The sequence below is a fragment of the Pseudomonas sp. FG1 genome (assembly GCF_034313875.1).
In the GTDB taxonomy this organism is placed as follows: domain Bacteria; phylum Pseudomonadota; class Gammaproteobacteria; order Pseudomonadales; family Pseudomonadaceae; genus Aquipseudomonas; species Aquipseudomonas veronii.
The window spans coordinates 5,959,854-5,984,974 of the sequence record NZ_JAVIWP010000001.1; the positions used below are offsets into that span (position 1 = coordinate 5,959,854).

25 protein-coding genes and 2 pseudogenes are annotated in these 25,121 nt (G+C 62.3%); 9 read left to right on the forward strand and 18 right to left on the reverse strand.

Annotated features, from left to right (window positions below; translation table 11 throughout):
- Positions 1–191: 191 nt before the first annotated feature.
- The 6 genes and pseudogenes from atuD to RGV59_RS27370 all read left to right on the forward strand — a co-directional run bounded on the left by atuD (position 192) and on the right by RGV59_RS27370 (position 4,988).
- On the forward strand, positions 192–1,349 hold the full coding sequence (gene atuD / locus RGV59_RS27350; RefSeq protein WP_108524677.1) for a citronellyl-CoA dehydrogenase: 1,158 nt from the start codon (positions 192–194) through the stop codon (positions 1,347–1,349).
- A complete protein-coding gene (locus tag RGV59_RS27355; RefSeq protein ID WP_102619012.1) occupies positions 1,346–2,113 on the forward strand; it encodes an enoyl-CoA hydratase/isomerase family protein in 768 nt (255 codons plus the stop codon). Before atuD ends, RGV59_RS27355 begins: the two co-directional genes overlap by 4 nt.
- Positions 2,110–3,378 (forward strand): annotated as a pseudogene (locus RGV59_RS27360) (acetyl-CoA carboxylase biotin carboxylase subunit); the annotation flags it as partial. The gene RGV59_RS27355 and the pseudogene RGV59_RS27360, both read left to right, overlap by 4 nt.
- A gap of 282 nt (positions 3,379–3,660) precedes the next feature.
- A pseudogene (locus tag RGV59_RS31865) lies at positions 3,661–4,023 on the forward strand (biotin/lipoyl-containing protein); the annotation flags it as partial.
- Positions 4,024–4,096: 73 nt separating this feature from the next.
- The gene (locus RGV59_RS27365) at positions 4,097–4,639 is read left to right on the forward strand and encodes an exonuclease domain-containing protein (RefSeq protein ID WP_017849401.1); all 543 of its coding nucleotides are present in this window, start codon (positions 4,097–4,099) and stop codon (positions 4,637–4,639) included.
- A 64-nt stretch (positions 4,640–4,703) separates the two neighbouring features.
- Positions 4,704–4,988, forward strand: coding sequence for a pyrimidine/purine nucleoside phosphorylase (locus RGV59_RS27370; protein WP_017849400.1), 285 nt, complete (start codon positions 4,704–4,706; stop codon positions 4,986–4,988).
- Positions 4,989–5,053: 65 nt separating this feature from the next.
- On the opposite strand, the gene RGV59_RS27375 is transcribed toward RGV59_RS27370, so the two are convergent.
- Together RGV59_RS27375 and RGV59_RS27380 are read right to left on the reverse strand one after the other, a co-directional pair.
- Positions 5,054–5,860: an MOSC domain-containing protein gene (locus tag RGV59_RS27375; RefSeq protein ID WP_126586480.1), complete on the reverse strand. Its 807-nt coding sequence runs from the start codon at positions 5,858–5,860 to the stop codon at positions 5,054–5,056.
- A gap of 39 nt (positions 5,861–5,899) precedes the next feature.
- Positions 5,900–6,835 (reverse strand): chemotaxis protein CheV, encoded by a 936-nt coding sequence (locus tag RGV59_RS27380; protein ID WP_017849398.1) that lies wholly within the window; start codon positions 6,833–6,835, stop codon positions 5,900–5,902.
- Between the two features lie 552 nt (positions 6,836–7,387).
- On the opposite strand from RGV59_RS27380, the gene RGV59_RS27385 reads away from it, so the two are divergent.
- The 3 genes from RGV59_RS27385 to RGV59_RS27395 all read left to right on the forward strand — a co-directional run bounded on the left by RGV59_RS27385 (position 7,388) and on the right by RGV59_RS27395 (position 9,666).
- Positions 7,388–7,837, forward strand: coding sequence for a hypothetical protein (locus RGV59_RS27385; protein ID WP_173677847.1), 450 nt, complete (start codon positions 7,388–7,390; stop codon positions 7,835–7,837).
- A 279-nt stretch (positions 7,838–8,116) separates the two neighbouring features.
- Entirely contained in the window at positions 8,117–9,010 is an 894-nt protein-coding gene (locus RGV59_RS27390; RefSeq protein WP_017849396.1) for a sensor histidine kinase, read from the forward strand.
- The gene (locus RGV59_RS27395) at positions 9,007–9,666 is read left to right on the forward strand and encodes a response regulator transcription factor (RefSeq protein WP_017849395.1); all 660 of its coding nucleotides are present in this window, start codon (positions 9,007–9,009) and stop codon (positions 9,664–9,666) included. The genes RGV59_RS27390 and RGV59_RS27395 overlap by 4 nt, the downstream gene beginning before the upstream one ends.
- Here the strand turns inward: RGV59_RS27395 and yegS are convergent.
- The 16 genes from yegS to flhA all read right to left on the reverse strand — a co-directional run bounded on the left by yegS (position 9,625) and on the right by flhA (position 25,004).
- Positions 9,625–10,545 (reverse strand): lipid kinase YegS, encoded by a 921-nt coding sequence (gene yegS, locus RGV59_RS27400; protein ID WP_046382530.1) that lies wholly within the window; start codon positions 10,543–10,545, stop codon positions 9,625–9,627. The two genes, RGV59_RS27395 and yegS, sit on opposite strands and share 42 nt — an antisense overlap.
- 173 nt (positions 10,546–10,718) lie before the next feature.
- Positions 10,719–11,111, reverse strand: coding sequence for a DUF2802 domain-containing protein (locus tag RGV59_RS27405; RefSeq protein ID WP_046484827.1), 393 nt, complete (start codon positions 11,109–11,111; stop codon positions 10,719–10,721).
- A complete protein-coding gene (locus RGV59_RS27410; RefSeq protein ID WP_017849392.1) occupies positions 11,112–11,594 on the reverse strand; it encodes a chemotaxis protein CheW in 483 nt (160 codons plus the stop codon).
- Positions 11,595–11,674: 80 nt separating this feature from the next.
- Positions 11,675–12,487 carry a CheW domain-containing protein gene (locus RGV59_RS27415; protein ID WP_126585466.1) on the reverse strand — a complete coding sequence of 271 codons (813 nt, stop codon included), beginning with the start codon at positions 12,485–12,487 and terminating at the stop codon, positions 11,675–11,677.
- The gene (locus tag RGV59_RS27420; protein WP_017849390.1) at positions 12,487–13,275 is read right to left on the reverse strand and encodes a ParA family protein; all 789 of its coding nucleotides are present in this window, start codon (positions 13,273–13,275) and stop codon (positions 12,487–12,489) included. Before RGV59_RS27420 ends, RGV59_RS27415 begins: the two co-directional genes overlap by 1 nt.
- Before the next feature lie 50 nt (positions 13,276–13,325).
- Positions 13,326–14,213: a flagellar motor protein MotD gene (motD, locus tag RGV59_RS27425; protein WP_017849389.1), complete on the reverse strand. Its 888-nt coding sequence runs from the start codon at positions 14,211–14,213 to the stop codon at positions 13,326–13,328.
- Positions 14,210–14,350, reverse strand: a complete 141-nt coding sequence (locus RGV59_RS27430; RefSeq protein WP_158243623.1) for a hypothetical protein — start codon at positions 14,348–14,350, stop codon at positions 14,210–14,212. Before RGV59_RS27430 ends, motD begins: the two co-directional genes overlap by 4 nt.
- A 5-nt stretch (positions 14,351–14,355) precedes the next feature.
- On the reverse strand, positions 14,356–15,096 hold the full coding sequence (locus RGV59_RS27435) for a flagellar motor protein (protein ID WP_017849387.1): 741 nt from the start codon (positions 15,094–15,096) through the stop codon (positions 14,356–14,358).
- Positions 15,096–16,220 (reverse strand): protein-glutamate methylesterase/protein-glutamine glutaminase, encoded by a 1,125-nt coding sequence (locus tag RGV59_RS27440; protein ID WP_046382527.1) that lies wholly within the window; start codon positions 16,218–16,220, stop codon positions 15,096–15,098. Before RGV59_RS27440 ends, RGV59_RS27435 begins: the two co-directional genes overlap by 1 nt.
- 48 nt (positions 16,221–16,268) lie before the next feature.
- Positions 16,269–18,524: a chemotaxis protein CheA gene (locus tag RGV59_RS27445; RefSeq protein ID WP_126585467.1), complete on the reverse strand. Its 2,256-nt coding sequence runs from the start codon at positions 18,522–18,524 to the stop codon at positions 16,269–16,271.
- Between the two features lie 11 nt (positions 18,525–18,535).
- Positions 18,536–19,324 (reverse strand): protein phosphatase CheZ, encoded by a 789-nt coding sequence (locus RGV59_RS27450; protein WP_017845401.1) that lies wholly within the window; start codon positions 19,322–19,324, stop codon positions 18,536–18,538.
- Between the two features lie 18 nt (positions 19,325–19,342).
- Positions 19,343–19,717, reverse strand: coding sequence for a chemotaxis response regulator CheY (locus RGV59_RS27455; protein ID WP_003192908.1), 375 nt, complete (start codon positions 19,715–19,717; stop codon positions 19,343–19,345).
- A gap of 168 nt (positions 19,718–19,885) precedes the next feature.
- A complete protein-coding gene (gene fliA / locus RGV59_RS27460) occupies positions 19,886–20,626 on the reverse strand; it encodes an RNA polymerase sigma factor FliA (RefSeq protein ID WP_017845400.1) in 741 nt (246 codons plus the stop codon).
- Positions 20,623–21,456, reverse strand: a complete 834-nt coding sequence (gene fleN, locus RGV59_RS27465) for a flagellar synthesis regulator FleN (protein WP_003192912.1) — start codon at positions 21,454–21,456, stop codon at positions 20,623–20,625. The genes fliA and fleN overlap by 4 nt, the downstream gene beginning before the upstream one ends.
- 105 nt (positions 21,457–21,561) lie before the next feature.
- A complete protein-coding gene (gene flhF / locus RGV59_RS27470) occupies positions 21,562–22,878 on the reverse strand; it encodes a flagellar biosynthesis protein FlhF (RefSeq protein ID WP_126585468.1) in 1,317 nt (438 codons plus the stop codon).
- 11 nt (positions 22,879–22,889) lie between these two features.
- Positions 22,890–25,004, reverse strand: a complete 2,115-nt coding sequence (gene flhA / locus RGV59_RS27475) for a flagellar biosynthesis protein FlhA (protein ID WP_017845398.1) — start codon at positions 25,002–25,004, stop codon at positions 22,890–22,892.
- Between the last annotated feature and the right edge of the window lie 117 nt (positions 25,005–25,121).

A 25,121-nucleotide genomic window follows, 5' to 3' on the forward strand; every position in this document is an offset into this window, starting at 1 on the left:
ACCCAAAAAAATGGTCGGCCCAGAGGCCGCCATCGGGGGCAAGCCCCCTCCCACATTTGGAGCGAGGTGAGCCCAATTTCGAGCGAGGTGAGCCCATTGGATATCTACCCGCTGTAGGACCGCCAGCAAACCAGCTCCCACAGATGGAGCCATGCACACCCGAAAAACGCCCACACGGAGAACAATAAAAAATGATCTTCACCCAAGAACACCAGGCACTGCGCCGCACCGTCCGCGCCTTCGTCGACCGTGAGATCAACCCCCACGTCGACGAATGGGAAAAAGCCGGCCGCTTCCCCATCCACGATATCTTGCGCAAGGCCGGCGACCTCGGCCTGCTGGGCATCTCCAAACCCGAACAATTCGGCGGCATGGGCCTGGACTACAGCTACTCCATCGTCGCCGCCGAAGAATTCGGCAGCATCCGCTGCGGCGGCATCCCCATGTCCATCGGCGTACAGACCGACATGTGTACCCCCGCCCTCGCCCGCTTCGGCTGCGACGCACTGCGCGAAGAATTCCTGCGCCCGGCCATCAGCGGCGAGCAAGTCGGTTGCATCGGCGTCTCGGAAGCCGGCGCCGGTTCCGATGTGGCCGGGCTGAAGACCCAGGCACGCAAGGACGGCGACGACTACGTGATCGACGGCAGCAAAATGTGGATCACCAACTCGCCGAGCGCCGACTTCATGTGCCTGCTGGCCAACACCTCCGACGACAAGCCGCACCTCAACAAGTCGCTGATCATGGTGCCGATGAACACACCGGGGATCAGCGTCAGCCCGCCCTTGGAAAAACTCGGCATGCACAGCTCCGAGACCGCCCAGGTGTTCTTCGACGGCGTGCGTGTGCCGCAACGCAACCGCATCGGCCATGAAGGTGCGGGGTTCATGATGCAGATGCTGCAATTCCAGGAAGAACGCCTGTTTGGCGCGGCCAATATGATCAAGGGCCTGGAGTCCTGCATCGACAGCACGATCGAATACTGCAAGGAGCGCCAGACCTTCGGCAAAGCGCTGATCGACAATCAGGTGATTCACTTTCGCCTGGCCGAACTGGCCACCGAAATCGAATGCCTGCGCGCCCTGGTCTACCAGGCCACCGAGCAGTACATCAAAGGCCAGGACGTGACGCGCCTGGCCTCCATGGCCAAGCTCAAGGCCGGGCGGCTGGGCCGCGAAGTCAGCGACAGTTGCCTGCAATACTGGGGCGGCATGGGCTTTATGTGGGACAACCCGGTGGCCCGCGCCTATCGCGATATGCGCCTGGTGTCGATTGGCGGCGGCGCCGACGAAATCATGCTGGGCATCATCTGCAAACTGATGGGCACCCTGCCGGGGAAAAAACCATGAACACCCTGCTGCTCGAACCCCATAACGGTGTGCTGCACATCACCCTCAACCGTCCGCAAAGCCGCAACGCGATGAGCCTGGAGATGGTCAATGAACTGCGCGCGGTGCTGGCGCAGTTGGACAATCAGGTGCGCGCGCTGGTGATCAGCGGCGCGGCCGGGCATTTCTGTGCCGGGGCGGACGTGAAAGACCTGCTCGGCGCCAGCGACAAGGCGCAATTGCAGACGCTGAACCGCGCGTTCGGCACCTTGCTGCAGGAAGTTGAAGCCGCGCCCCAGGTGGTGATCGTGGTGCTGCAAGGCGCGGTGCTGGGCGGTGGCTTTGGTTTGGCGTGCGTCAGTGATATTGCGCTGGCCGATCACCAGGCGCAGTTCGGCTTGCCCGAGACCAGCCTGGGCTTGCTGCCGGCGCAGATCGCGCCGTTTGTGGTCAAGCGCATCGGTCTGACGCACGCGCGCCGGCTGGCGCTGACGGCGGCGCGGTTCGACGGGGTCGAGGCTGAGCGCTTGGGCGTGGTGCATTTTGTCGAGCGCGATCCGCAGGCGTTGGCCGAACGCCTGGATGAAGTGCTGGGCCAGGTATTGCGTTGCGCGCCGGGGGCGAATGGGCGGACCAAGGCCTTGCTGCTGGCCAGCGCGGAGCAACCGCTGGGGCCGTTGCTGGATCAGGCCGCCGCGTGGTTCGCCGAGGCGGCGACGGGCGAAGAAGGGATCGAAGGCACCCAGGCCTTTGTGCAACAGCGCAAGCCACGGTGGGCCGAATGAACAAGATCCTGATCGCCAACCGCGGCGAAATCGCCTGCCGCATCCAGCGCACCGCCCAGGCCTTGGGCTACCGCACCGTAGCGGTCTACAGCGACGCCGACGCCCAGGCCGCGCACGTGCAGATGGCCGACGAAGCCGTGAATATCGGCCCGGCACCGGTGCAGCAGTCCTACCTGAATATCCCGGCGATTCTCAGCGCAGCTCAACGCACGGGTGCCGACGCGGTCCACCCCGGTTATGGCTTTCTCTCTGAAAACCCCGATTTCGCCCGCGCCTGCATAAACGCCGGGCTGACCTTCATCGGCCCCAGCGTCGAGGCCATCGAACTGATGGGCAGCAAGCGCCGGTCCAAACTCGCCATGCTCGAGGCCGGTGTCCCGTGCGTCGCCGGCTACCAAGGCAGCGCCCAGGACGACGCCACGTTGCAAATAGAAGCTGAACGCATCGGCTTCCCGCTGATGATCAAGGCCAGTGCCGGCGGCGGCGGCCGAGGTATGCGCCTGGTGCATCAGCGCGAACACCTGCAAGAGCAACTGCGCAGCGCCCGCTCCGAAGCCCTGAATGCGTTCGGCAGCGACGAACTGATCCTGGAACAGGCGCTGATCGAGCCGCGCCACGTCGAAATCCAGCTGTTCGGCGACAGCCACGGCAACCTGATCCACCTCGGCGAACGCGACTGCTCGGTCCAGCGCCGCCATCAGAAAATCATTGAAGAAGCGCCCTGCCCGGTGATGACCCCGGCCCTGCGCCAGGCCATGGGCGAGGCGGCGCTCAAGGCCGGGCGTGCGGTGAATTACGTCGGCGCAGGCACGGTGGAGTTCCTGCTCGACCGCGACGGCCGGTTCTACTTCCTGGAGATGAACACTCGCCTGCAAGTCGAACACCCGGTCACCGAACTGATCAGCGGCCTCGATCTGGTCGACTGGCAACTGCAAATTGCCGCCGGCCAACCGCTGCCGTTACAGCAAGCGCAGGTCAGCCTCAGCGGCCACGCCATGGAAGTGCGCCTGTACGCCGAAGACCCGGCCCAGGGCTTTCTGCCGCAAACCGGTGCGGTGCTGCGCTGGGAACCGGCCGCGGGCGTGCGGGTCGACCACGGCGTTCTCGAAGGTCAGCGCATCAGCCCGTTCTATGACCCGCTGCTCGGCAAGATCGTCGCCCATGGCGCCACCCGCGAGGAGGCGCGGCGCAAGCTGCTGCGCGCCGTGGAGGACACGGTGCTGCTGGGCGTGGCGAGCAACCAGCAGCTGTTGACCGACCTGCTCAAGCACCCGAAGTTTATCCACGGCGACTTCAGCACCGCGTTGATCGCCGAACACTTCAGCGAGATCCACCGCCCCCGCGCATCCGCCGAACAGTTGGCCCTGGCCGCCGCGCTGTTTTATCAACACAGCGCTCAGGCCCATGCCCCGGCCTTATCAGGGTGGCGCAACGGCGCTGACGTGCCGTGGAGCTATCAGTTGGCCGTCGACGATGCGGTCCAGGACATCACGGTCAGCGTCCTCGCCGACCATCACCTGCAGGCCAACGGCATCGACATCCGCCACCTCAGCAGCGACGGCCGCTGGGCCACCGCAGTGATCAACGGCATCCGCCGCCGCAGTGCCTACCACCTCGACGGTGCCCAGCTGTGGCTACCGGGCGTGAGCGTGACCAACCGCAACCACCACGTTGCCAACCGCCAGCCCCCAACCGGCGGCGGCAGGGTCGAGGCGCCGATGGACGGCGCCATCGTCGATGTGCGCGTGCGCACCGGTGAACGCGTCACCCAGGGGCAACTGCTGCTGGTGCTCGAAGCGATGAAAATAGAGCATCCGCTGAAGGCCGGCATCGACGGTGTGGTCAAGGCCGTGCAGGTCATGGCCGGCGATCAGGTGCGCAATCGCCAGGTGTTGCTGGAGATCGAATAAAGCCTGGGCGGAACTACGCGGCCGGGCTACGCTCTATCCCCATCAGGACGGGAAGAGTACGGGAATCTGCACGATGCCTCATTGGCTGATTATTGACCTTGAAGCCACAACGGATGACGGCGGCTGGCCCGTGACGGAGATGGAAGTCATCGAGATCGGCGCAAGCCTGGTCAACCGCCAGGGCCGCGAGTTGGATCATTTCCAGCGTTTTGTGCGACCGCAGCGGCGTCCATTGCTGACGCCCTTCTGCCGCAAGCTGACCCATATCAGCCAGGCGAACATGGACAGCGCCGCGCCCTTCGGCGATGTGTGGGCGCTGTTCGAGCGCTGGCTGGGCCAGCATCAGGCACACCTGGAAGGTTGGGCCAGCTGGGGCGACTATGATCGCCAGCAGCTCGAGCTGGAGTGGCAGCGCCATGGCCTGAGCAGCGCGCTGGCCCAAACGCCCCATATCAACCTCAAGCAACGCTTCGCCAAGGCCCGGCGCCTGGACAAGCCAACGGGGCTCAATAGCGCCCTGCAATTGGCGGGGATGCAGTTCAATGGCCAGCAACACCGGGCGCTGGAAGATGCGCGCAACACCGCACGCCTGTTACCGCTGATTTTGCCGGTCTAGGCAGCTCCCTTGCCCTTGGGCATACTGGCCGACCTTTCCAGACCCTTTTTCCGAGGATTCGCCCATGTTTAAAGTCAACGAGTACTTCGACGGCACCGTCAAGTCGATCGCTTTCGGCACCGCAGAAGGTCCGGCGACCATCGGCGTCATGGCCCCGGGTGAATACGAATTCGGCACTGCCCAGCGTGAAATCATGCACGTAGTGTCCGGCGCCCTGACCGTCAAGCTGCCCGACAGCAGCACTTGGGAAACCTTCGCCGCCGGCAGCCTGTTCCACGTTCCGGCCAACAGCAAGTTCCAGTTGAAGGTCGCCGTGGACACCGCTTACCTGTGCGAATACCGCGGCTAAGCAATTCCCGCGCGCGAAAAAAATGCCCGTCTCGCAGGAGACGGGCGTTTTTTTATGGGGGCGTATTATTCGAGGACAGTCACCGGCATGCCCACTTCCAGGCGGCCCACGCCATCGTTGACCAGGTTCTGGCCGAACATCGCGCCGTCTTCGGTCTTGCGATAGGCCTCCAGCGTCACGAAGGGTTCGCGGTCGGCACTGCGCTCGCCGGTCTGCGGGTCGATGGTGGTCAGAATGCAGCGTGAGCACGGCTTGACCACACGAAACTCGACATCGCCGATGCGCAGGCGTTTCCAGCCGTCTTCGGCGAACGCATCGCCACCGTCGATCACCAGGTTGGGGCGAAAGCGCAGCATTTCCATGGGCCGACCGACGTGCCGGGACAGGTCGTCCAGGGAGGCCTGGCCGATCAGCAGCAACGGGTAACCGTCGGCGAACGCGACCTGATCATCGTCCTTGCCATAACCGGGTTGTGTGGTGCGCGCGCGCTCCAGCGGGATGTGGACCAGCCGCGTCGGCTTGCCGATAAAGTCGCTGACCCAGGCGGCGGCGGCATCGCCCGCATCCGGCACGCGCAAGGTGTCGCGCCAGATGGTCACACCGCGCAGTTCAGCCTCGCTGCCGGGCAACGCCACGTCCAGCGCTGCGTAGCCAGGCGAACTGAGGGTCAGGCCACCGCTGCGGTTCCACAGCGCAGACAGCTGGCTCATCGTCGCCACGGCGCGCTGCGTCAAGAAACGCCCGCTGGCTTCGTCCACCAGCATCCAGCGTCGATCGCCATCCAACCCGAGCTTGTCCAGGCCGATCTGCTGCAACGTTTCGGCCTTGCCGGATTTCAAAGGGTAACGGTACAGCGCGCTGAGACGGAGCATGAGCCTGCATTCCTGAGGGGCAAAACCGTCACCCTAAGGTCAAGCCGACGCTTCGTCCAGCATCAGTCGCTGACGCACCACATCCACCAGCTTGTCCGGCTGGAATTTGGACAGGAAGTTATCGCACCCGACCTTCTTCACCATTGACTCGTTGAAACTGCCCGACAGCGAGGTGTGCAGCACCACGTACAGCTCACGCAGGCGTGGGTCATTGCGGATCTCGGTGGTCAGGCGGTAGCCGTCCATCTCAGGCATTTCGGCGTCGGTGAAGATCATCAGCAATTTGTCGGTCATCACCTGGCCGCTGTCGGCCCAGGCCTTGAGCATGTTCAGCGCCTTGAGGCCGTCACTGGCGATGTGCATCTTCACGCCCAACTGGCCCAGGGTGTCGCGCAACTGCGACAGCGCGACATTGGAGTCGTCCACCAGCAGCACTTCACGGCCACGGGCGCGCTCCAGTATCGGGTCATCGAGTTTATCGCGGGAGACCTTGGCGTTGTATGGCACGATCTCGGCGAGGACTTTTTCCACATCGATGATTTCCACCAACTGGTCATCGACCTTGCTGATGGCCGTGAGGTAGTGCTGGCGCCCGGCGCTGGTCGGCGGCGGCAGGATGGCTTCCCAGTTCATGTTGACGATGCGATCGACGCCGCCCACCAGGAACGCCTGCACCGAGCGGTTGTACTCGGTGACGATGATGGTGCTGTTGGGCCCCGGCACCAGCGGGCGCATGCCGATGGCCTGGGACAGGTCGATCACCGGCAGGGTCTGGCCGCGCAGGTTGACCACGCCGCACACAAACGGGTGGCGCTGAGGCATCAGGGTCAGCTTGGGCAGTTGCAAGACCTCCTGCACCTTGAACACGTTGATCGCGAACAGCTGCCGCCCGGCCAGGCGAAACATGAGAATCTCCAGGCGATTCTCACCCACCAATTGCGTGCGTTGATCTACGGTGTCGAGAATGCCGGCCATTAAAAAGCTCCTGATATGCGCGCAAGTCGCGCTAAGGGATTATGCAGTTCACTAGGCTTGTTATCGGCGGCAAGCGCCAGACCTTGACCCCTGTAAAATGCCACGTAAATCCATTGATGTCACACTGACATCATGCTTTACTTCGCTGGCCTCTTAATTCGGCAGAATAGCGACATTGCGCGACACTCACATCGACGCAAGGTTCCGCTATATAAGGGATTCCCCTAGGCACAATCAGGCCCAACCTGATATTCGCGATATCTAATTGCCATTAATGTGACGCCATTCTCATTGCATGAATGGAGTCAGGCTTTTGTTTGCCATCGCAAGCCCACGGCCCACGGGTCTTCAAGACACTCACCTGTCGGCAATCGAAGTTGCGCAATCGGCCCCGATGACGAGGGCAGTGTGCGCCTCGCATGATCATTCAAATAAACGTCCTACTAAAGTCTCAGAAGCGCCCTACAGATTTCAGTCATCTTTCAGCGGTAGTTTTACGCTATTCACGCAGTGCGACATCTCATCACCCGACCTTATGTTGCGGAGACTTGCATGATGAATAGTGCGAACGAGTGGCAAGCTGCACTTCCCGAATTCTTGCTGGAGGCCGAAAAGCTGCTGAACAAGTCGGAGGAGTGTCTGAGCCATCTGCATTTGATTCGTAACGACAGCGATGCCATCGACTGCATGAACTTCAGTCTCGCGACGCTCGCCGAAAAGGCCGACGATCTGGCGCTGCGGGCGATCAGCGAGTTTTCGCGGCATATCCAGTACCTGATTGCCAACGCGGCGAACCCGCTGCAACTGCACGATCAGGCCCTCGATGCCTTGCACAATTGTCTGACATTACTGGCGTGGCAACTGGAGCTGATCGACACCCGCACCGGTGAACTGAGTTTGGACGAAAGTGAACAAACTTCACTGATTGCGACGGTCACTCTCCAGATCCCGCAAAAGGACTTCGCCAACAAGCCTCAGCAGCGTCTGCACCATGTTTCATGAAAGACTGCGCCGTTAACCGCTAAGGTGTCGCTTTCATCTAGCGTCTTGCCCAAAAACGACAAGAATAACTAATGTGTCCTGCAATAAGTGGCGACAACCAAGTTGCCCGCGCTATAAAGCCAACCCATACAAAACAACCGCCAACATATAACTATTCTTAATAGGCATGCCCCCACTCCGTGCAAATGACGCCTGGCGACCAACGGTAAGCAAAGTGTTACCATGCCGCCCTCGAAGTGACCTAACGTCATGATGCATAAAACGTGAAAAGCATCCGCTATGTACGCCAGCCTCAAGTCACTCCTCGTCAAATCCGCTTCCCGCAGCAATGCCCGTCGACTGGTTCTCGTGTTGTGCCTGTGCTCACTGCTGCTGGGGCTGTGGGCCTACGCTCACTCCGCGCCCTTGCCATTGATGGTGTTGCTGATCAACGTGGCCACCCTGGTGCTGATGGGCCTGCGCCAGTGGAGCTCACGTAAATCGATCAAGTTCCAGCCCCAGGAACTGGCCGATCGCCTGTTGCAAGTCCAGGAAAACGAGCGGCACCGCCTCAGCCGTGAGCTGCACGACGATATCGGCCAATTGCTCACCGCCGCCAAGCTGCAAAGCGAATGGCTCAAGCGCCGCCTGCCGGAAGACCTGCAGGGCCAATGCACAGTGCTGTGCAACACCCTGAACGAGACCTTGGCCAAGGTGCGCGACGTGTCCGCCATTCTCAACCCGCGTCAGTTGGCCAGCCTCGGCCTGGAAGCCAGCCTGCGCGCGCACCTGCTCAAGACCCTGGGAAACACCTCGATTCATTGGAGCCTGGAATGCCAGCAACGGCTGACCGGCATTCCCGAAGAAATGGCCGTGGCCGCTTTTCGCATCACCCAGGAAGCGGTGACCAACATGCTGCGCCATGCCCAGGCGCAAAACCTGCTGGTTCGCCTGCAACGCCTGCCCCAGGGCCTGTCGCTGTTTATCAGTGATGACGGCCAGGGCTTTTCGCCCGCCAGCAACCCAGGCCTGGAAGGCCAACGGGGCATGGCGGGCATGTCCGAGCGGATTGATCAACTGGGAGGCACCTTGTCCGTCAGCAGCCAGCCAGGCAAAGGCACCCGGATCGACGCGCTTTTCCCCTGGGCGCCGCGCGCCCTCGAACGGGCCAGTCCCCTGAAGGTTCTCGAGTGACCCGCACTTTACTCCTGGTGGATGACCACGCACTGATCAGGGCCGGCGTCCGCGCGCTGGTCCTGGACATTCCCGGCTACACGGTGATTGGCGAAGCCAGCGATGGCGCGCAGGTGCTGGAAACATTCAGCGCCCTGCTGCCGGATATCGTGCTGCTGGACCTGTCGATGAAACACACCGGCGGCCTGGATGCGTTGCACCAGCTCAAGACGGCCTACCCCAAGAGCAAGGTGCTGATCCTGTCGATGCACACCGACCCGGAGCTGATCATGCGAGCCCTGGAGGCCGGCGCCCATGGCTACCTGCTCAAGGACACCAGCGCCAACGAACTGGAGCAGGCACTGCTGGCGCTGAGCAATGACGAGCGCTACCTGAGCCCGGCGATTGCCCACACCGTGATCAGCCAGGCGCTGGTACGCAATCAGGCCCCGTCCTCCCCGGTCGTCCACAACCACAACCTCACCGCTCGCCAGTTGGAAATCCTGCGCCTGGTGGTGCGTGGCAAATCCACCCGGGAAATCGCCCACGGCCTCGGGTTGAGCATCAAGACCGTGGAAGCCCATCGCTCGCAAATCATGAAGCGCCTGCAGATTTTCGATGTGGCGGGCCTGGTGTTATTTGCCGTGCGCGAGCAGATCATCAGCCTGGACGACTAAGGGCGAACCCGGCGGCAGGTGGACGCGCAGGGCCTTGGGCACGACCTCGAAATGCAGGTCATCGCCTTGCAGCGGTTCGCCATCCAGGTTGATATACAAACCTTGCGCGACCTTGATCTTGACCCACGGCAGGCGCGCGCGGACAAACATGGTGTCCAGGCCCCAGCCATTGTTCATCAGTTCACGCAGGGTGCCGACCACTTCCTGGGGGGCCGGCAAAATGCTGATGTCCAGCAGCCCATCGTCCGCCAGTGCGTCGGGACACAGCACATGCCCACCGCCCGCCTGGCGGCCATTGCCGATGCCCAGCGCGAGCAGCTCGCCTTTCCAATGGAAATCCGGGCCTTCCAGCTCGCCATACGCGGCCTTCAACTCACTGAAGCGCGACAAGCCGGTGAACAGATAGGCCGCGCCGCCCAGCACTTTCTTCAGTTCTTCGGAGGTATTGGCGGTGACCTGGCTGCCGAAGCCGCCGGTGGCCATGTTGAGGAATACTTGCCCGCCGACGCGGCCGAGGTCGATCGCCCTGGCCGGCACATCCAGCAACGCCAGGGCCTGGTCGGGCTGCAGCGGCACACCGGCGGCGCGGGCAAAATCATTGGCGGTGCCCAACGGCATCAGCACCAGGCTCGCATCGGTCCCGGCCTGGGCCATCGCCTCGGCCACATCGCGCAAGGTGCCGTCACCGCCGCCGGCAATGATGTGCGTGTACCCGCCGTCCAGGGCCTCGTTGACCAGCCGCTGCGCGTCGCCGCCCTCCCACGTCACCCGCACCGCCAGCTCCCAGCCCTGCTCACGCCGAGCCAGCACCGCAGCGCGCACGTCCTCGTTGAGGGCTTGCTTGCCGTGGAGGATCAACAGGGCTTTGTGGGTGGTCATGGGGGGCGTTCTCCTGGGGTCAAAGGTGCTTGAAGGATGTTGACCTTTGAGGAGATAAAAAAAGCCATCGGGTTTGCAATTTAATTGGCCAGGGGCGAGGCCAGGCCGCTTTCCTGTAAGCGCGGGCAAGCCAGCGCCTACAGTTGGATCGCTAGATACCCATCAGCGCGCAATCAGCTTTTGTGCAACTTGCTCATCAACTGCGCCTCAGCCTGGGTCAAGCCGCACGACTGCGTCAGCTCATCCACGGTCGCGCCCATGCCGACCAGCTTCGCCGCCTGGGCAAAAGACAGGCTGGACGGATCGCGCTGTTCAATCTGCGCCAGCTTGTCCGGCAACGGCCCGAGGATCGCGCGCAGTTCATGCACCTCATCCCCGACCCGCACCGCACTCTGCTGGAAGTGATCGACGCGCTTGGCCAACTCGACCACGCGCCGGTCACGCACGGCGTCGCGTTCGGCCTGTTGCACCGCCCACTCGCGTTGCTGGCGCACATAGCGCAGCAAAAACGCCAACGTCCCGGCCCACAACAGGGCCAGGACGATCACCGCTGCTTCAAGGAACAATCAGATGTTCTCCAGATCCGACCATTCTTCTTCGCTCATCATTTTGTCCAGCTCGACCAGAATCAGCAGTTCGCCGTTCTTGTTGCAGACGCCCTGGATGAACTTGGCCGACTCTTCGTTACCCACGTTCGGCGCGGTTTCCACTTCCGATTGGCGCAGGTAAACCACTTCGGCCACGCTGTCGACCATGATCCCGACCACTTGCTTGTCGGCCTCGATGATGACGATGCGGGTGTTGTCGTTGACTTCGGTCGGTATCAGACCGAAACGCTGGCGGGTGTCGATCACCGTCACCACGTTGCCGCGCAGGTTGATGATGCCCAGCACGTAGCTTGGCGCACCCGGAACCGGAGCGATTTCGGTGTAGCGCAGCACTTCCTGCACGCGCATGACGTTGATGCCGTAGGACTCGTTGTCCAGTTTGAAGGTAACCCATTGCAGGATCGGATCATCCAAACCTTGTGCGGACGCTGACTTATTCATACCCCTGACCCCTTCAAATGCCGTTGGACACGGCGTGTGTGCTTCTTTGGCCGCACAACCGTGCGGCCGATCTTGTTCAATTAACTGCGTTGCTGGCCCGGCATCGACTTGACCGCACCGCTGGCGATCAACTCGGCCAGTTCGGCGACGTCGAGCAACGCGCACATGTGTTCGATCACGGTGCCCGCCAACCAAGGGCGCTGGCCCCGTTGGCTGCGCCATTTGATTTCATTCGGGTCCAGGCGCAACGAGCGGCTGACTTGATGCACGGCCAGCCCCCACTCGTAGCCTTGCACCGAAATCACGTATTGCAAGCCCTGGCGGAAATCATCGCGGTAGCGGTCGGGCATCACCCAGCGCGCGGTGTCCAGCACCTTGAGGTTGCCGGCCTGGCTGGGCAGGATGCCGAGGAACCACTCCGGTTGCCCGAACAGCGGTGTCAGCTCCTGGCCTTCCAGGGAATAGATCGAGCCCAGGCACACCAGCGGCACCGCCAGGGTCAACCCGGCGACGTCGAACAGCAGGCATTCGAACGGCTCGGCGGCCCACGCCGGGCGGCCGTCGCCGGTGACCGGCGGCGGCGTGATGCTCGGCGGCAGGTGGACTTCAACCACCGGCTCGACCACCACGGGTACGACCGGCACAGGCGCAACCACTACAGGCGCAACCACGACCGGTGGACTCGGCACCATCACCTGCGCATCACGCGCCTGTTCTTCCAGCACCGCCAACTGGAATTCATCCAGTGTGCTTTGTGCGTCTACGGCGGGTTCGAGGACCAGCAGCGGTTCCGGCAGTTCTTCCTCGGTCGCGTCCTGCAGCAAGGCATCCAGGTAGGATTCCAGTGCCAGTTGCGGCCGCGTCTTGACCTTGAGTTCGACAGGACGGTTCATCACGCCACCTGCGCCACAAGCTGTTGCGACAGCAGGTGCTTGAGCAGCGCGCGGTACGCCAGCACGCCGCGACTCTTACCGTCGAACTGCGAAGGGGTCAGGCCGGCGCGGCTGGCGTCGCGCAGGCGCGTGTCCACCGGGATATAGCCTTGCCAGATGGTGTCCGGGTAGGCATCGCGCAGTACGCGCAAGGTGCCGAGGGACGCTTGGGTGCGGCGGTCGAACAACGTCGGCACGATGCTGAACGGCAGCGCCTGTTTGCGTGAGCGGTTGATCATCGCCAGGGTGCTGACCATGCGTTCCAGGCCCTTGACCGCGAGGTGCTCGGTCTGCACCGGGATCACCAACTGCTGGCTGGCCGCCAGGGCGTTGACCATCAGCACGCCGAGCAACGGCGGGCTGTCGATGATCGCGTAGTCGAAGTCCTGCCACAGTTGCGCCAGGGTCTTGGCGATCACCAGGCCCAGGCCGCTCTGCCCCGGCGACTGGCGCTCAAGGGTGGCCAGGGCGGTGCTCGACGGCAGCAGGGAAATGCTTTCATTGCTGGTGGGCAGCAGCAGTTGCCCGGGCAGATCGCTCGGCACGCTGCCCTTGTGCAGGAACAAGTCGTAGCAGCTGTGCTCCAGCGCGTCCGGGTCGTAGCCGAAATAGCTGGTCATCGAGCCGTGGGGGTCCAGGTCGACCACGACCACGCGCTTGCCCGCCTCGGCCAGCAAGCCGGCTAAGGCGATGGAGGTGGTGGTCTTGCCGACTCCACCTTTTTGATTGGCAACTGCCCAGACTCTCATTCGGTTGATTCCTCCCGGCGGGCACAGGCGCGACCGAGACAGTGCATAGGTTATTGAGCCGGTGACGGAGAATTGACGGAGCTTTGCCGTACCGGCGGCTTTGCAAGGGCCGGTGCAGTTTGTGTGCCAGCCCGCTTCAATGCCGCGTCCGGGGTTGCATTTGCCGTGCCGGTGCCGGTCAGGCTGCGGCGCACATCCAGGTTGCGCGAGACCACCAGCACCACCCGGCGGTTGCGGGCGCGGCCTTCCGCCGTGGCGTTATTGGCCACCGGCTGGAACTCGCCGTAGCCGACCGACGCCAGGCGACCGGGGTTCACGCCCTGCATCGCGAGCATCCGCACGATGCTGGCCGCCCGGGCCGACGACAGCTCCCAGTTGGTCGGGTACTGCGCGGTACTGATGGGGATATTGTCGGTAAAGCCTTCGACGTGGATCGGGTTTTCAAACGGCTTGAGGATCGCCGCCACCTTGTCGATGATGGTGAACGCCTGGTCGCTGGGCATGGCATCGGCGCTGGCGAACAGCAGGCTCGAATTGAGCTCGATCTCCACCCACAACTCATTGCCGCGCACGGTCATCTGGTTGGAGCTGATCAGGTCGCCGAACGCGGCGCTGATATCGTCGGCGATGCTTTTCAGCGGGTCGCCGGTGCCGCCCATACCGGCGGAGGTCTCATCGCTGTCGTTGACCAGCGGCTTGGCCGGGGTCACGGTCTTGGGCCGCTCTTCGCCGATCGGGATCGGCTTGAGCGAACGATCGGCGTCGTTGAACACGCCGATCAGCGCTTGGGAAATGACTTTGTACTTGCCTTCGTTGATCGACGAGATGGAGTACATCACCACGAAAAACGCGAACAGCAAGGTGATGAAGTCCGCGTAGGACACCAGCCAGCGTTCATGGTTGACGTGTTCTTCAGGCTCGCGACGGCGACGGCTCACAGACGATTACCTCCGCAAAACGAATCACCTGCAGGAGCGAGCTTGCTCGCGAAAAATCCGAGAGCAACGCGTTCATCCAGGATGCCCGCGTCATCGTTGACGATTTTCGCGAACAAGCTCGCTCCTACACGTTTCATGTACATCAATCCATGAAGCCCTGGAGCTTCAATTCGATGGAGCGCGGGTTCTCGCCCTCGGCAATCGACAGGATGCCTTCGAGCAACATTTCACGGTAACGCGACTGGCGCAGGGCAATCGACTTGAGCTTGCTGGCCACCGGCAACAGCACCAGGTTGGCACTCGCCACACCGTAGATGGTGGCGACAAACGCCACGGCAATGCCGCTGCCCAGTTGCGACGGATCGGCGAGGTTGCCCATCACGTGGATCAGGCCCATCACCGCGCCGATGATGCCGATGGTCGGCGCGTAGCCGCCCATGCTTTCAAAGACTTTGGCGGCGTTGATATCGCGGCTTTCCTGGGTGTAGAAATCCACTTCCAGGATGCTGCGGATCGCCTCCGGCTCGGCGCCGTCCACCAGCAATTGCAGGCCTTTGCGCGCGTAGCTGTCGGGCTCGGCATCGGCCACGCCTTCCAGGCCGAGCAGGCCTTCCTTGCGTGCGGTGAGGCTCCAGTTGACCACGCGGTCGATGCCGCCGGCCAGGTCGACGCGCGGCGGGAAAATAATCCAGATCAGGATCTGCATGGCACGCTTGAACGAACTCAAGGGCGACTGCAGCAATGCCGCGCCGACGGTGCCACCGATCACGATCAGCGCCGCCGGGCCGTTGGCCAGGGCGCCGAGGTGCCCGCCTTCGAGGTAGTTGCCGCCGATGATCGCGACAAACGCCATGGTGATGCCGATCAGACTCAGTACATCCATCAGAGGCAGGCCTCCACCAAATGCCTGCCGATATCGTCCAGGCTGTAGATCGCGTCGGCCAACTCAGCCTTGACGATGGCCATCGGCATGCCATAAATCACGCAACTGGCTTCGTCCTGGGCCCAGATCGCACTGCCGCCCTGCTTGAGCAGGCGCGCGCCTTCGCGACCGTCGGCGCCCATGCCGGTGAGCACCACCGCCAGAACTTTGTCGCCGTAGGACTTGGCTGCCGAACCGAAGGTGATATCCACGCAGGGTTTGTAGTTGAGGCGCTCATCGCCCGGCAGGATTTTGATCGCGCCACGGCCATCGACCATCATCTGCTTGCCCCCAGGCGCCAGCAGCGCCAGGCCAGGACGCAGGATGTCGCCATCCTCGGCTTCCTTGACGCTGATGCGGCACAGCTTGTCCAGGCGCTCGGCGAAGGCCTTGGTGAACGCGGCGGGCATGTGCTGGATCAGCACGATCGGCGCCGGGAAGTTGGCCGGCAGTTGGGTCAAGACCCGTTGCAGGGCAACCGGGCCGCCGGTCGAAGTACCAATGGCAACCAGCTTGTAGGCCTTGCGTTTCGGCGCCGGCGAATGGGCGCTTGGCGCAGGTGCCCGCACGGGGGCCGCGGCAGGCCGGGCAACTGCTGCCGGCGCCGGGCGACCGAACGCCGTGCTGGTGGGCGCCGCCGGAGCCGCGACCGGCGCAGGCGCCGGGGCGCTGAACAGGCTGCGACGGTTGCTGCGCGAAATGCTGTGGACCTTCTCGCACAGCATCTGCTTGACCTTCTCGGGGTTGCGCGAGATGTCTTCGAAATTCTTCGGCAGGAAGTCCACCGCACCGGCGTCCAGCGCATCCAGGGTGACCCGGGCGCCTTCGTGGGTCAGCGAGGAGAACATCAATACCGGGGTCGGACAGCGCTGCATGATGTGTCGGACTGCGGTGATGCCATCCATCATCGGCATCTCGTAGTCCATGGTGATCACGTCCGGCTTCAACGCAATGGCTTGATCAATCGCCTCTTTACCGTTGGTGGCCGTGCCGACCACCTGGATCGTTGGATCGGCGGAAAGAATTTCCGAGACGCGGCGGCGGAAGAAACCCGAATCGTCCACCACCAGGACCTTGACTACCATAAACACTCCGTTAGGCGGGGCAGGCAATACCGCCCTGCCCCACCAGAATCAAATACGCCGTGCGGCGTAACGCTTGAGCATGCTCGGAACATCGAGAATCAACGCGATACGACCGTCACCGGTGATGGTCGCACCCGACATGCCCGGGGTTCCCTGCAGCATTTTGCCCAAAGGCTTGATGACCACTTCTTCCTGGCCGACCAGTTGATCGACGACAAAGCCGATGCGCTGGGTGCCCACGGAGAGAATCACCACATGGCCTTCGCGCTGCTCTTCATGGGCGGCCGAGGCGACCAGCCAGCGCTTGAGGTAGAACAGTGGCAACGCCTTGTCGCGCACGATCACCACTTCCTGGCCGTCCACCACGTTGGTGCGCGACAGGTCGAGGTGGAAGATCTCGTTGACGTTGACCAGCGGGAAGGCGAAGGCCTGGTTGCCCAGCATCACCATCAGGGTCGGCATGATCGCCAGGGTCAACGGCACCTTGATGACGATCTTCGAGCCCAGGCCCTTGGTCGAATAGATATTGATCGAACCGTTGAGCTGGCTGATCTTGGTTTTCACCACGTCCATGCCCACGCCACGGCCCGACACGTCGGAAATCTCGGTCTTGGTCGAGAAGCCCGGCGCGAAAATCAGGTTGTAGCACTCGGTCTCGGTCAAGCGGTCGGCGGCATCCTTGTCCATCACGCCACGCTTGACGGCGATACCGCGCAGGATCGCCGGGTCCATGCCTTTGCCGTCATCGGTGATCGACAGCAGGATATGGTCGCCCTCTTGTTCCGCCGCCAGAATCACCTTGCCGTTACGGGACTTGCCCGCGGCTTCGCGTTCTTCCGGGGTTTCCACGCCGTGGTCGACGGCGTTGCGCACCAAGTGGACCAGCGGGTCGGCCAGGGCCTCGACAAGGTTTTTGTCGAGGTCGGTTTCTTCACCCACCAGTTCCAGGTTGATTTCTTTCTTGAGCTGGCGAGCCAGGTCACGAACCAGGCGCGGGAAGCGACCGAAGACTTTCTTGATCGGCTGCATCCGCGTCTTCATCACCGCGGTCTGCAGGTCGGCAGTGACCACGTCGAGGTTCGACACGGCCTTCTGCATGGCTTCGTCACCACTGTTCAGGCCCAGGCGCACCAAGCGGTTACGCACCAGCACCAGTTCGCCGACCATGTTCATGATGTCGTCCAGGCGCGCGGTATCCACACGCACCGTGGTTTCGGCTTCGCTGGCAGGCTTGTCGGCCGCGGCGGCGGCCGGGGCACGCGCGGCAGCGGCAGGAGCGGCGGCGGCCGGGGCCGGGGCCGGCTTGGCGGCAGCAGGTGCCGCGGCTTTGGCCGGTGCCGGTTTGGCCGCCACCGGGGCTGCCGTCGCCGCAGCGCCAGCGGCCACTTCGGCGAACTTGCCCTTGCCGTGCAATTCGTCGAGCAGGGCTTCGAATTCGTGATCGGAAATCAGCCCGTCGCCGGCAGGTGCGGCAGCGGCAGCAGCCGGTGCGGCAGCAGTTGCGGCGACTTCCGGCAAGGCATCGGCCGCAAAGGAGCCCTTGCCATGCAACTGGTCGAGCAACGCTTCGAATTCGTCGTCGGTAATGTCGGTGCCAGCGGCGGCGGTGGCTGCCGGAACTTGCGAGGTACTCGCAGGTGCTTGCGCCTCAGCCGCAGGTGCAACGGCGTCGGCAGCAAACTGGCCCTTGCCGTGCAACTGATCGAGCAGGGATTCGAATTCTGCGTCGGTAATGTCTTCGCCGGTCGGCGCGGCGGGCGCGGCAACTGCAGCGACCGCTTGCGGCGCTTCGGCTTCGGCCTTGACCGCATTGAGGGAGTCGAGCAGTTGCTCGAACTCGCTGTCGGTGACATCCGCTTCGGCTTCGACCACAGGCTCCGGAGCCGCTTCCACCACCGGCGCGGCCGCGGTGTCGGCAGGTTCCGCCAGACGCGCCAGGGCGGCCAGCAGTTCCGGGGTGGCTGCGGTGATCGGGGCACGTTCGCGAACTTCGCTGAACATGCCGTTGACCGCATCCAGCGCTTCGAGAATCACGTCCATCAGCTCCGAATCAACGTGACGCTCACCCTTGCGCAGGATGTCGAACACGTTCTCGGCGATGTGGCAGCACTCCACCAGCTCATGGAGCTGGAGGAAGCCGGCGCCCCCTTTTACAGTGTGAAAACCGCGAAAAATTGCATTGAGCAGGTTCGCATCATCCGGTCGGCTTTCCAGCTCGACCAGTTGTTCGGACAGTTGCTCTAAAATTTCGCCGGCCTCTACAAGGAAATCCTGAAGGATTTCTTCATCGGCGCCGAAGCTCATGGGTGTGCTCCTTAGAAGCCTAAACTGGATAACAGGTCATCTACGTCATCCTGACCTGACATAACGTCTTCACGTTTATCGGCATGAATCTGCGGACCTTCACCCTTGGCGAGATGTTTTTGTGGATCTTTTTCCGAGAGGATCGCTTCGCGGTCATGTTCGATGCCGGCAAAACGATCAACTTGGCCTGCCATAAGCACCAATTTGAGCAAGTTGCTTTCCACTTCGGTGACCAATTGGGTCACGCGCTTGATCACCTGACCGGTGAGGTCCTGGTAATCCTGGGCGAGCAGAATGTCATTGAGGTTGCTGGACACCGTGTGGTTGTCCTGTTCGCTGCGCGACAGGAAACCCTCGACCCGACGGGCCAACTCACGAAACTCCTCAGCCCCCACTTCCCGACGCATGAAGCGGCCCCAGTCAACGCTGAGCGCCTGGGCTTCGTTGGCCATGCCGTTGACCAGGGGCGTGGCGTTTTCCACCAGGTCCATGGTGCGGTTGGCCGCCGCTTCAGTCAGCCTGACCACATAGGACAGGCGTTCAGTGGCATCGGTGATTTGCGAAATTTCTTCAGCCTGGGGCATGTGCGGGTCAATCTGAAAATTGACGATCGCACTGTGCAGCTCGCGCGTGAGCTTGCCCACTTCCTGATACAGGCCGCGGTCACGGGTCTGGTTAAGCTCATGGATTAACTGCACCGCGTCGCCGAACTGGCCTTTTTCAAGGCTCTCGACCAGTTGGTGAGCATGCTTTTTCAGGGTCGACTCAAAGTCCCCCTGTGACGTTTCTTTATGCTCCATAGCTCCCCCGCGATGGCATTAGCCGTGGATGCGTTCGAAGATTTTTTCGATCTTCTCTTTCAAGGCCAATGCAGTGAATGGCTTGACCACGTAGCCGTTGACCCCGGCCTGGGCGGCTTCGATGATCTGCTCACGCTTGGCTTCGGCGGTCACCATCAACACGGGAAGGCTGCGCAGTTTTTCATCGGCGCGCACATGGCGCAGCAAGTCGATACCGGTCATGCCGGGCATGTTCCAGTCGGTTACCAGAAAGTCGATGCTCCCGCTGTTGAGGATCGGAATCGCCGTAAGGCCGTCATCCGCCTCGACCGTGTTGGTGAACCCCAGGTCACGCAACAGGTTTTTTATGATCCGCCGCATCGTTGAGAAGTCATCAACGATGAGGATTTTCATGTTCTTGTCCAATTCGACCTCCAAGCAGTCTTAAAACGCGTCCAGCACCTGGACGCGCCATTTCAATCAACAGGCGTTACACAAAAAGGACTGCCCAGGGCACCACGAAACTCACCCGCGAAAACCAAGGGCCTCGCGGTAGTGTCTGCAGTGTCCCCACACTGCCTGTCAGCGCGCGCGCCACTCTCCCAGGCGTCCCCGCAAGCGGGCTGCGCACTGGCTGTGCAGCTGGCTGACACGCGATTCGCTGACCCCCAGGACCTCACCGATTTCCTTGAGGTTCAGCTCTTCGTCGTAGTACAGCGCCAACACCAGTCGCTCACGCTCCGGCAGATTGGCAATCGCGTCCGCCAGCGCCCCCTGAAAGCGTTCGTCTTCCAGGTCGCGCGACGGTTCGAGATGAGCACTCGCGCCGTCCTCGTGCAGCCCTTCGTGTTCGCCGTCCTGCAACAGGTCGTCGAAACTGAACAGGCGGCTGCCCAAGGTATCGTTCAAAATCCCGTAATAATCGTCGAGACTCAATTGGAGTTCGGCCGCAACTTCGTGATCTTTAGCGTCGCGACCGGTTTTTGCTTCAATTGCACGAATTGCGTCACTGACCATGCGCGTATTGCGGTGTACCGAACGCGGCGCCCAATCCCCTTTACGCACTTCATCGAGCATCGCGCCACGGATACGGATACCCGCATACGTCTCGAAACTCGCACCCTTGCTCGCGTCGTATTTGGTCGATACTTCGAGCAGGCCGATCATGCCGGCCTGGATCAAGTCTTCGACCTGGACACTGGCGGGCAGGCGTGCCAGCAAGTGATAGGCAATGCGCTTGACCAGCGGCGCATAGCGCTCGATCAATTCGCCCTGGCGGTCACGTGCCGAATTTTTGTAAAGGTTATAGCCGCTGGCTGTCATAGCACCGGTCCTGCGCTCGTCTGATGCACCAATCGCTCGACGAAAAACTCCAGATGCCCCCGAGGGTTGGCGGGCAACGGCCAGGTATCGACCTTCTGAGCAATAGCCTTGAACGCCAACGCGCATTTCGAACGAGGGAACGCTTCGTAGACCGCACGCTGCTTTTGCACGGCCTTGCGTACACACTCGTCATAGGGAACTGCGCCGACGTATTGTAAGGCGACATCAAGAAAGCGATCAGTGACCTTGGTCAACTTGGCGAACAGGTTGCGTCCTTCCTGCGGGCTCTGGGCCATATTGGCCAGCACGCGGAAGCGGTTCATGCCGTAGTCGCGGTTGAGCAGTTTGATCAGGGCGTAGGCGTCGGTGATCGAGGTGGGTTCATCGCAGACCACCAGCAGGACTTCTTGCGCGGCGCGCACGAAGCTGACCACGGACTCGCCAATCCCGGCGGCGGTGTCGATCACCAGCACGTCGAGGTTGTCGCCGATATCGCTGAACGCCTGGATCAGGCCGGCATGCTGCGCAGGGCTCAAGTGGACCATGCTCTGGGTGCCCGAGGCGGCCGGCACGATGCGGATGCCTCCAGGGCCCTGCAGCAGCACATCGCGCAGCTCGCAACGACCCTCGATCACATCGGCGAGGGTGTGTTTGGGCGTGAGCCCCAGCAATACGTCAACGTTCGCCAACCCAAGGTCAGCATCCAGCAGCATGACACGACGGCCAAGCTCTGCCAGGGCCAGGGACAAATTCACTGACACGTTAGTTTTCCCGACGCCACCTTTGCCGCCGGTCACCGCGATCACCTGTACGGGATGCATGCTGCCCATTTTAATTCTTTACCTTGTCTTGCTTAGACGCAGGCTACATGGCTTGGCCGCGTGAATCGCTTGCAGACCATCGATGTAGATACATTTCATGGTGTTCATACTGCCTCAACCCACCCGCTTTGCCGGGTTGTGGTAAAGGTCAGCGAACATATCGGCCATCGCTTCCTCGCTAGGCTCTTCTTGCATTTGCACGCTGACGGCACGGCTGACCAGCTGATGACGGCGCGGCAGATGCAAATCATCCGGAATCCGCGGCCCGTCGGTCAGGTAGGCGACCGGAAGTTCATGACTGATAGCCAGGCTCAGCACCTCGCCCAGGCTCGCGGTTTCGTCGAGCTTGGTGAGGATGCATCCGGCCAGGCCGCAGCGCTTGTAGCTATGGTACGCAGCGGTAAGAACTTGTTTTTGGCTGGTGGTTGCAAGCACCAGGTAATTTTTTGCCTTGATGCCACGCCCGGCCAGGCTCTCCAGCTGCATGCGCAACGCCGGATCGCTGGCTTGCAGGCCGGCGGTATCGATCAGCACCACACGCTTGCGCAGCAACGGATCGAGGGCGTTGGCCAGGGACTGGCCCGGGTCGACGTGGGTCACCGACGCATTGAGGATGCGGCCCAGGGTCTTGAGTTGCTCCTGGGCACCGATGCGGTAGCTGTCCATGCTTACCAGCGCAATGTTCTGGGCGCCGTACTTGAGCACGTAGCGCGCCGCCAGCTTGGCCAGCGTGGTGGTCTTGCCCATGCCGGCAGGGCCGACCATGGCGATCACGCCGCCCTCTTCCAGGGGTTCGAGTTCCGGGGTGACGATCATCCGCGCCAGGTGGGCCAGCAACATGCGCCAGGCCTGGCGAGGTTCTTCGATTTCGGTGGTCAGCGCCAGCAGGTCGCGGGACAACGGGCCGGACAGGCCGATGCGTTGCAGGCGACGCCACAGGTTGGCCTGTTGCGGCTTGCTGCCTTGCAGTTGGGTCCAGGCCAGCGAACCGAGCTGCACTTCCAGCAGCTCGCGCAGGCCGTTGAGCTCAAAGCGCATCGAGTCGAACACACGCTGGTCGACTGCGGCGGCCGGGGCAGGCGCGGCAGGACGCGGCGGTTCGATGAACGTCGGCTCGACCAGCGGCTCGGCGGCGGTCAGCGGCAGGCCGGCGAACAACTGGCGATTGGTGGTCGCATCGCTGTCGCCGCGCATGCTCAGTTCGGCCTGGGCCGAGACAATGCGCGAGGCCGTCTTGCGCAGCTCGTCTTCAAGCTCCATGTTCGGGACACGCGGGGCCAGCGCCGAAGGGGTGTAATCCAGGGCAGCCGTCAGCTCGACACCGCCGGCAATACGACGGTTACCGATAATCGCAGCGTCGGCGCCCAGCTCGTCACGTACCAGTTTCATGGCCTGACGCATATCGGCGGCGAAAAAACGCTTTACTTGCATAACCCACTACCTCAGCCGTTGGGCCCTACTGTCGCGACGATAGTCACTTGCTTGTTGTCAGGGATTTCCTGATAAGCCAAAACGTGCAAATTCGGCACTGCCAGGCGTCCAAACCGCGACAACATCGCTCGGACCGGGCCTGCCACCAGCAGAATCACCGGCTGGCCCTGCATTTCCTGACGCTGCGCTGCTTCGATCAACGAACGCTGCAGTTTTTCAGCCATGCTTGGCTCCAGCAGAACGCCCTCTTCCTGGCCCTGTCCTGCCTTCTGAATACTATTGAGCAATATTTGTTCCAACCTTGGCTCCAAGGTGATCACAGGCAGCTCAGACTCAATCCCTACAATGCTTTGTACGATAGCGCGGGATAATCCAACGCGCACGGCGGCCACCAACGCGGCAGTATCTTGACTCTTGGCGGCATTGTTGGCGATGGCCTCGGCGATGCTGCGAATGTCGCGCACCGGCACCTGTTCGGCCAGCAGCGCCTGCAGCACCTTGAGCAATTGCGACAGCGACAGCACGCCCGGCACCAGCTCTTCGGCGAGCTTGGGCGAGGCTTTGGCCAGCAAACCCATTAGTTGCTGGACTTCTTCGTGACCGATCAGCTCATGGGAGTGCTTGTACAGAATCTGGTTGAGGTGCGTGGCGACCACGGTGCTGGCGTCCACCACGGTGTAGCCGAGGGACTGCGCCTGGCTGCGCTGGCTGACTTCGATCCAGACCGCCTCCAGACCAAAAGCCGGATCTTTGGCGGTTATACCGTTCAGCGTGCCGAACACCTGGCCCGGGTTGATCGCCAGCTCGCGGTCGGGGTAGATCTCCGCTTCGGCGAGGATCACGCCCATCAGGGTCAGGCGGTAGGCGCTGGGGGCCAGGTCGAGGTTGTCACGGATATGCACAGTGGGCATCAGGAAGCCCAGGTCCTGGGACAGCTTCTTGCGCACGCCCTTGATCCGCGCGAGCAATTGGCCGCCCTGGTTGCGGTCGACCAACGGGATCAGGCGGTAGCCGACTTCCAGGCCGATCATGTCGATCGGGGTCACGTCGTCCCAGCCCAACTCCTTGGTTTCCTGGGCGCGGGCCGGCGACGGCAGCAGTTCCTGCTGGCGCGCGATTTCTTGCTGGGCCTTCACCTTGACCAAGTTCTGCTTTTTCCAGAACAGGTAGGCGCCACCGGCGGCCATCGCCGCCATGCTCAAGAACGAGACGTGGGGCATGCCGGGCACAATGCCCATGATCGCCATGATGCCCGCCGCCACGGCCAGCGCCTTGGGCGAGGCGAACATCTGCCGGCTGATCTGCTTGCCCATGTCTTCGGAGCCCGACGCACGGGTCACCATGATCGCCGCAGCTGTGGATAACAACAGTGATGGCAATTGCGCCACTAAACCGTCACCGATGGTCAGCAGGGCGTAGACCTTGCCCGCATCGCCGAAGGTCATGCCGTGCTGGAACATCCCGACCGCTATGCCGCCGATCAGGTTGATGAACAGAATCAACAGGCCGGCGATGGCGTCACCGCGCACGAATTTGCTGGCACCGTCCATGGAACCGTAGAACTCGGCCTCCTGGGCCACTTCCAGGCGGCGCGATTTGGCCTGGTTCTGGTCGATCAGGCCGGCGTTGAGGTCGGCGTCGATGGCCATCTGTTTGCCGGGCATGGCGTCGAGGGTAAAGCGCGCGCTCACCTCGGAAATCCGCCCGGCGCCCTTGGTCACCACCACGAAGTTGATGATCATCAGGATCGCGAACACCACGATACCGACCACGTAGTTACCGCCGATCACCACCTCGCCGAAGGCCTGGATCACCTTACCGGCGGCGGCGTGACCGTCCTGGCCGTGGAGCATGACCACGCGGGTCGACGCCACGTTCAACGCCAGCCGCAACAGCGTGGCGATCAGCAGAATGGTGGGAAACACCGCGAAATCCAGCGGCCGCAACGCATAGACGCAGACCAGCAGGACCACGACGGACAAGGCAATGTTGAAGGTGAAGAACACGTCGAGCAGGAACGGCGGCATCGGCAACATCATCATTGCCAGCATCACCAGCAACAACAACGGCACACCCAGATTGCCCCGCGAGAGGTCAGTCAGGGTGCTGCGGGCCGTGCTGAGCATTTGAGAGCGATCTACCACCGGTACTCCTCGCGTTCCTTGAAGCAAAGTTTTGACGCCAGAGGGCGCCCTGAAGGCGGTATTGCAAGAAGCCTTCCAACTTTTGCTTGAGGTCACCGG

Coding starts and splice junctions, on each gene's coding strand:
- RGV59_RS27375 (WP_126586480.1), bottom strand. CDS start 5,860: ATGCTCCGTCTCAGCGCGCTGTACCGTTACCCTTTGAAATCCGGCAAG.
- RGV59_RS27420 (WP_017849390.1), bottom strand. CDS start 13,275: ATGAGAGTCTGGGCAGTTGCCAATCAAAAAGGTGGAGTCGGCAAGACC.
- RGV59_RS27435 (WP_017849387.1), bottom strand. CDS start 15,096: ATGGATGTACTGAGTCTGATCGGCATCACCATGGCGTTTGTCGCGATC.
- RGV59_RS27440 (WP_046382527.1), bottom strand. CDS start 16,220: ATGGTAGTCAAGGTCCTGGTGGTGGACGATTCGGGTTTCTTCCGCCGC.
- atuD (WP_108524677.1), top strand. CDS start 192: ATGATCTTCACCCAAGAACACCAGGCACTGCGCCGCACCGTCCGCGCC.
- RGV59_RS27390 (WP_017849396.1), top strand. CDS start 8,117: ATGTACGCCAGCCTCAAGTCACTCCTCGTCAAATCCGCTTCCCGCAGC.
- RGV59_RS27455 (WP_003192908.1), bottom strand. CDS start 19,717: ATGAAAATCCTCATCGTTGATGACTTCTCAACGATGCGGCGGATCATA.
- fleN (WP_003192912.1), bottom strand. CDS start 21,456: ATGGGCAGCATGCATCCCGTACAGGTGATCGCGGTGACCGGCGGCAAA.
- RGV59_RS27415 (WP_126585466.1), bottom strand. CDS start 12,487: ATGAACCGTCCTGTCGAACTCAAGGTCAAGACGCGGCCGCAACTGGCA.
- RGV59_RS27380 (WP_017849398.1), bottom strand. CDS start 6,835: ATGGCCGGCATTCTCGACACCGTAGATCAACGCACGCAATTGGTGGGT.
- RGV59_RS27430 (WP_158243623.1), bottom strand. CDS start 14,350: ATGAAACGTGTAGGAGCGAGCTTGTTCGCGAAAATCGTCAACGATGAC.
- RGV59_RS27445 (WP_126585467.1), bottom strand. CDS start 18,524: ATGAGCTTCGGCGCCGATGAAGAAATCCTTCAGGATTTCCTTGTAGAG.
- yegS (WP_046382530.1), bottom strand. CDS start 10,545: ATGACCACCCACAAAGCCCTGTTGATCCTCCACGGCAAGCAAGCCCTC.
- RGV59_RS27410 (WP_017849392.1), bottom strand. CDS start 11,594: ATGAATAAGTCAGCGTCCGCACAAGGTTTGGATGATCCGATCCTGCAA.
- RGV59_RS27385 (WP_173677847.1), top strand. CDS start 7,388: ATGATGAATAGTGCGAACGAGTGGCAAGCTGCACTTCCCGAATTCTTG.
- RGV59_RS27450 (WP_017845401.1), bottom strand. CDS start 19,324: ATGGAGCATAAAGAAACGTCACAGGGGGACTTTGAGTCGACCCTGAAA.
- fliA (WP_017845400.1), bottom strand. CDS start 20,626: ATGACAGCCAGCGGCTATAACCTTTACAAAAATTCGGCACGTGACCGC.
- RGV59_RS27370 (WP_017849400.1), top strand. CDS start 4,704: ATGTTTAAAGTCAACGAGTACTTCGACGGCACCGTCAAGTCGATCGCT.
- flhA (WP_017845398.1), bottom strand. CDS start 25,004: ATGCTCAGCACGGCCCGCAGCACCCTGACTGACCTCTCGCGGGGCAAT.
- RGV59_RS27365 (WP_017849401.1), top strand. CDS start 4,097: ATGCCTCATTGGCTGATTATTGACCTTGAAGCCACAACGGATGACGGC.
- RGV59_RS27355 (WP_102619012.1), top strand. CDS start 1,346: ATGAACACCCTGCTGCTCGAACCCCATAACGGTGTGCTGCACATCACC.
- flhF (WP_126585468.1), bottom strand. CDS start 22,878: ATGCAAGTAAAGCGTTTTTTCGCCGCCGATATGCGTCAGGCCATGAAA.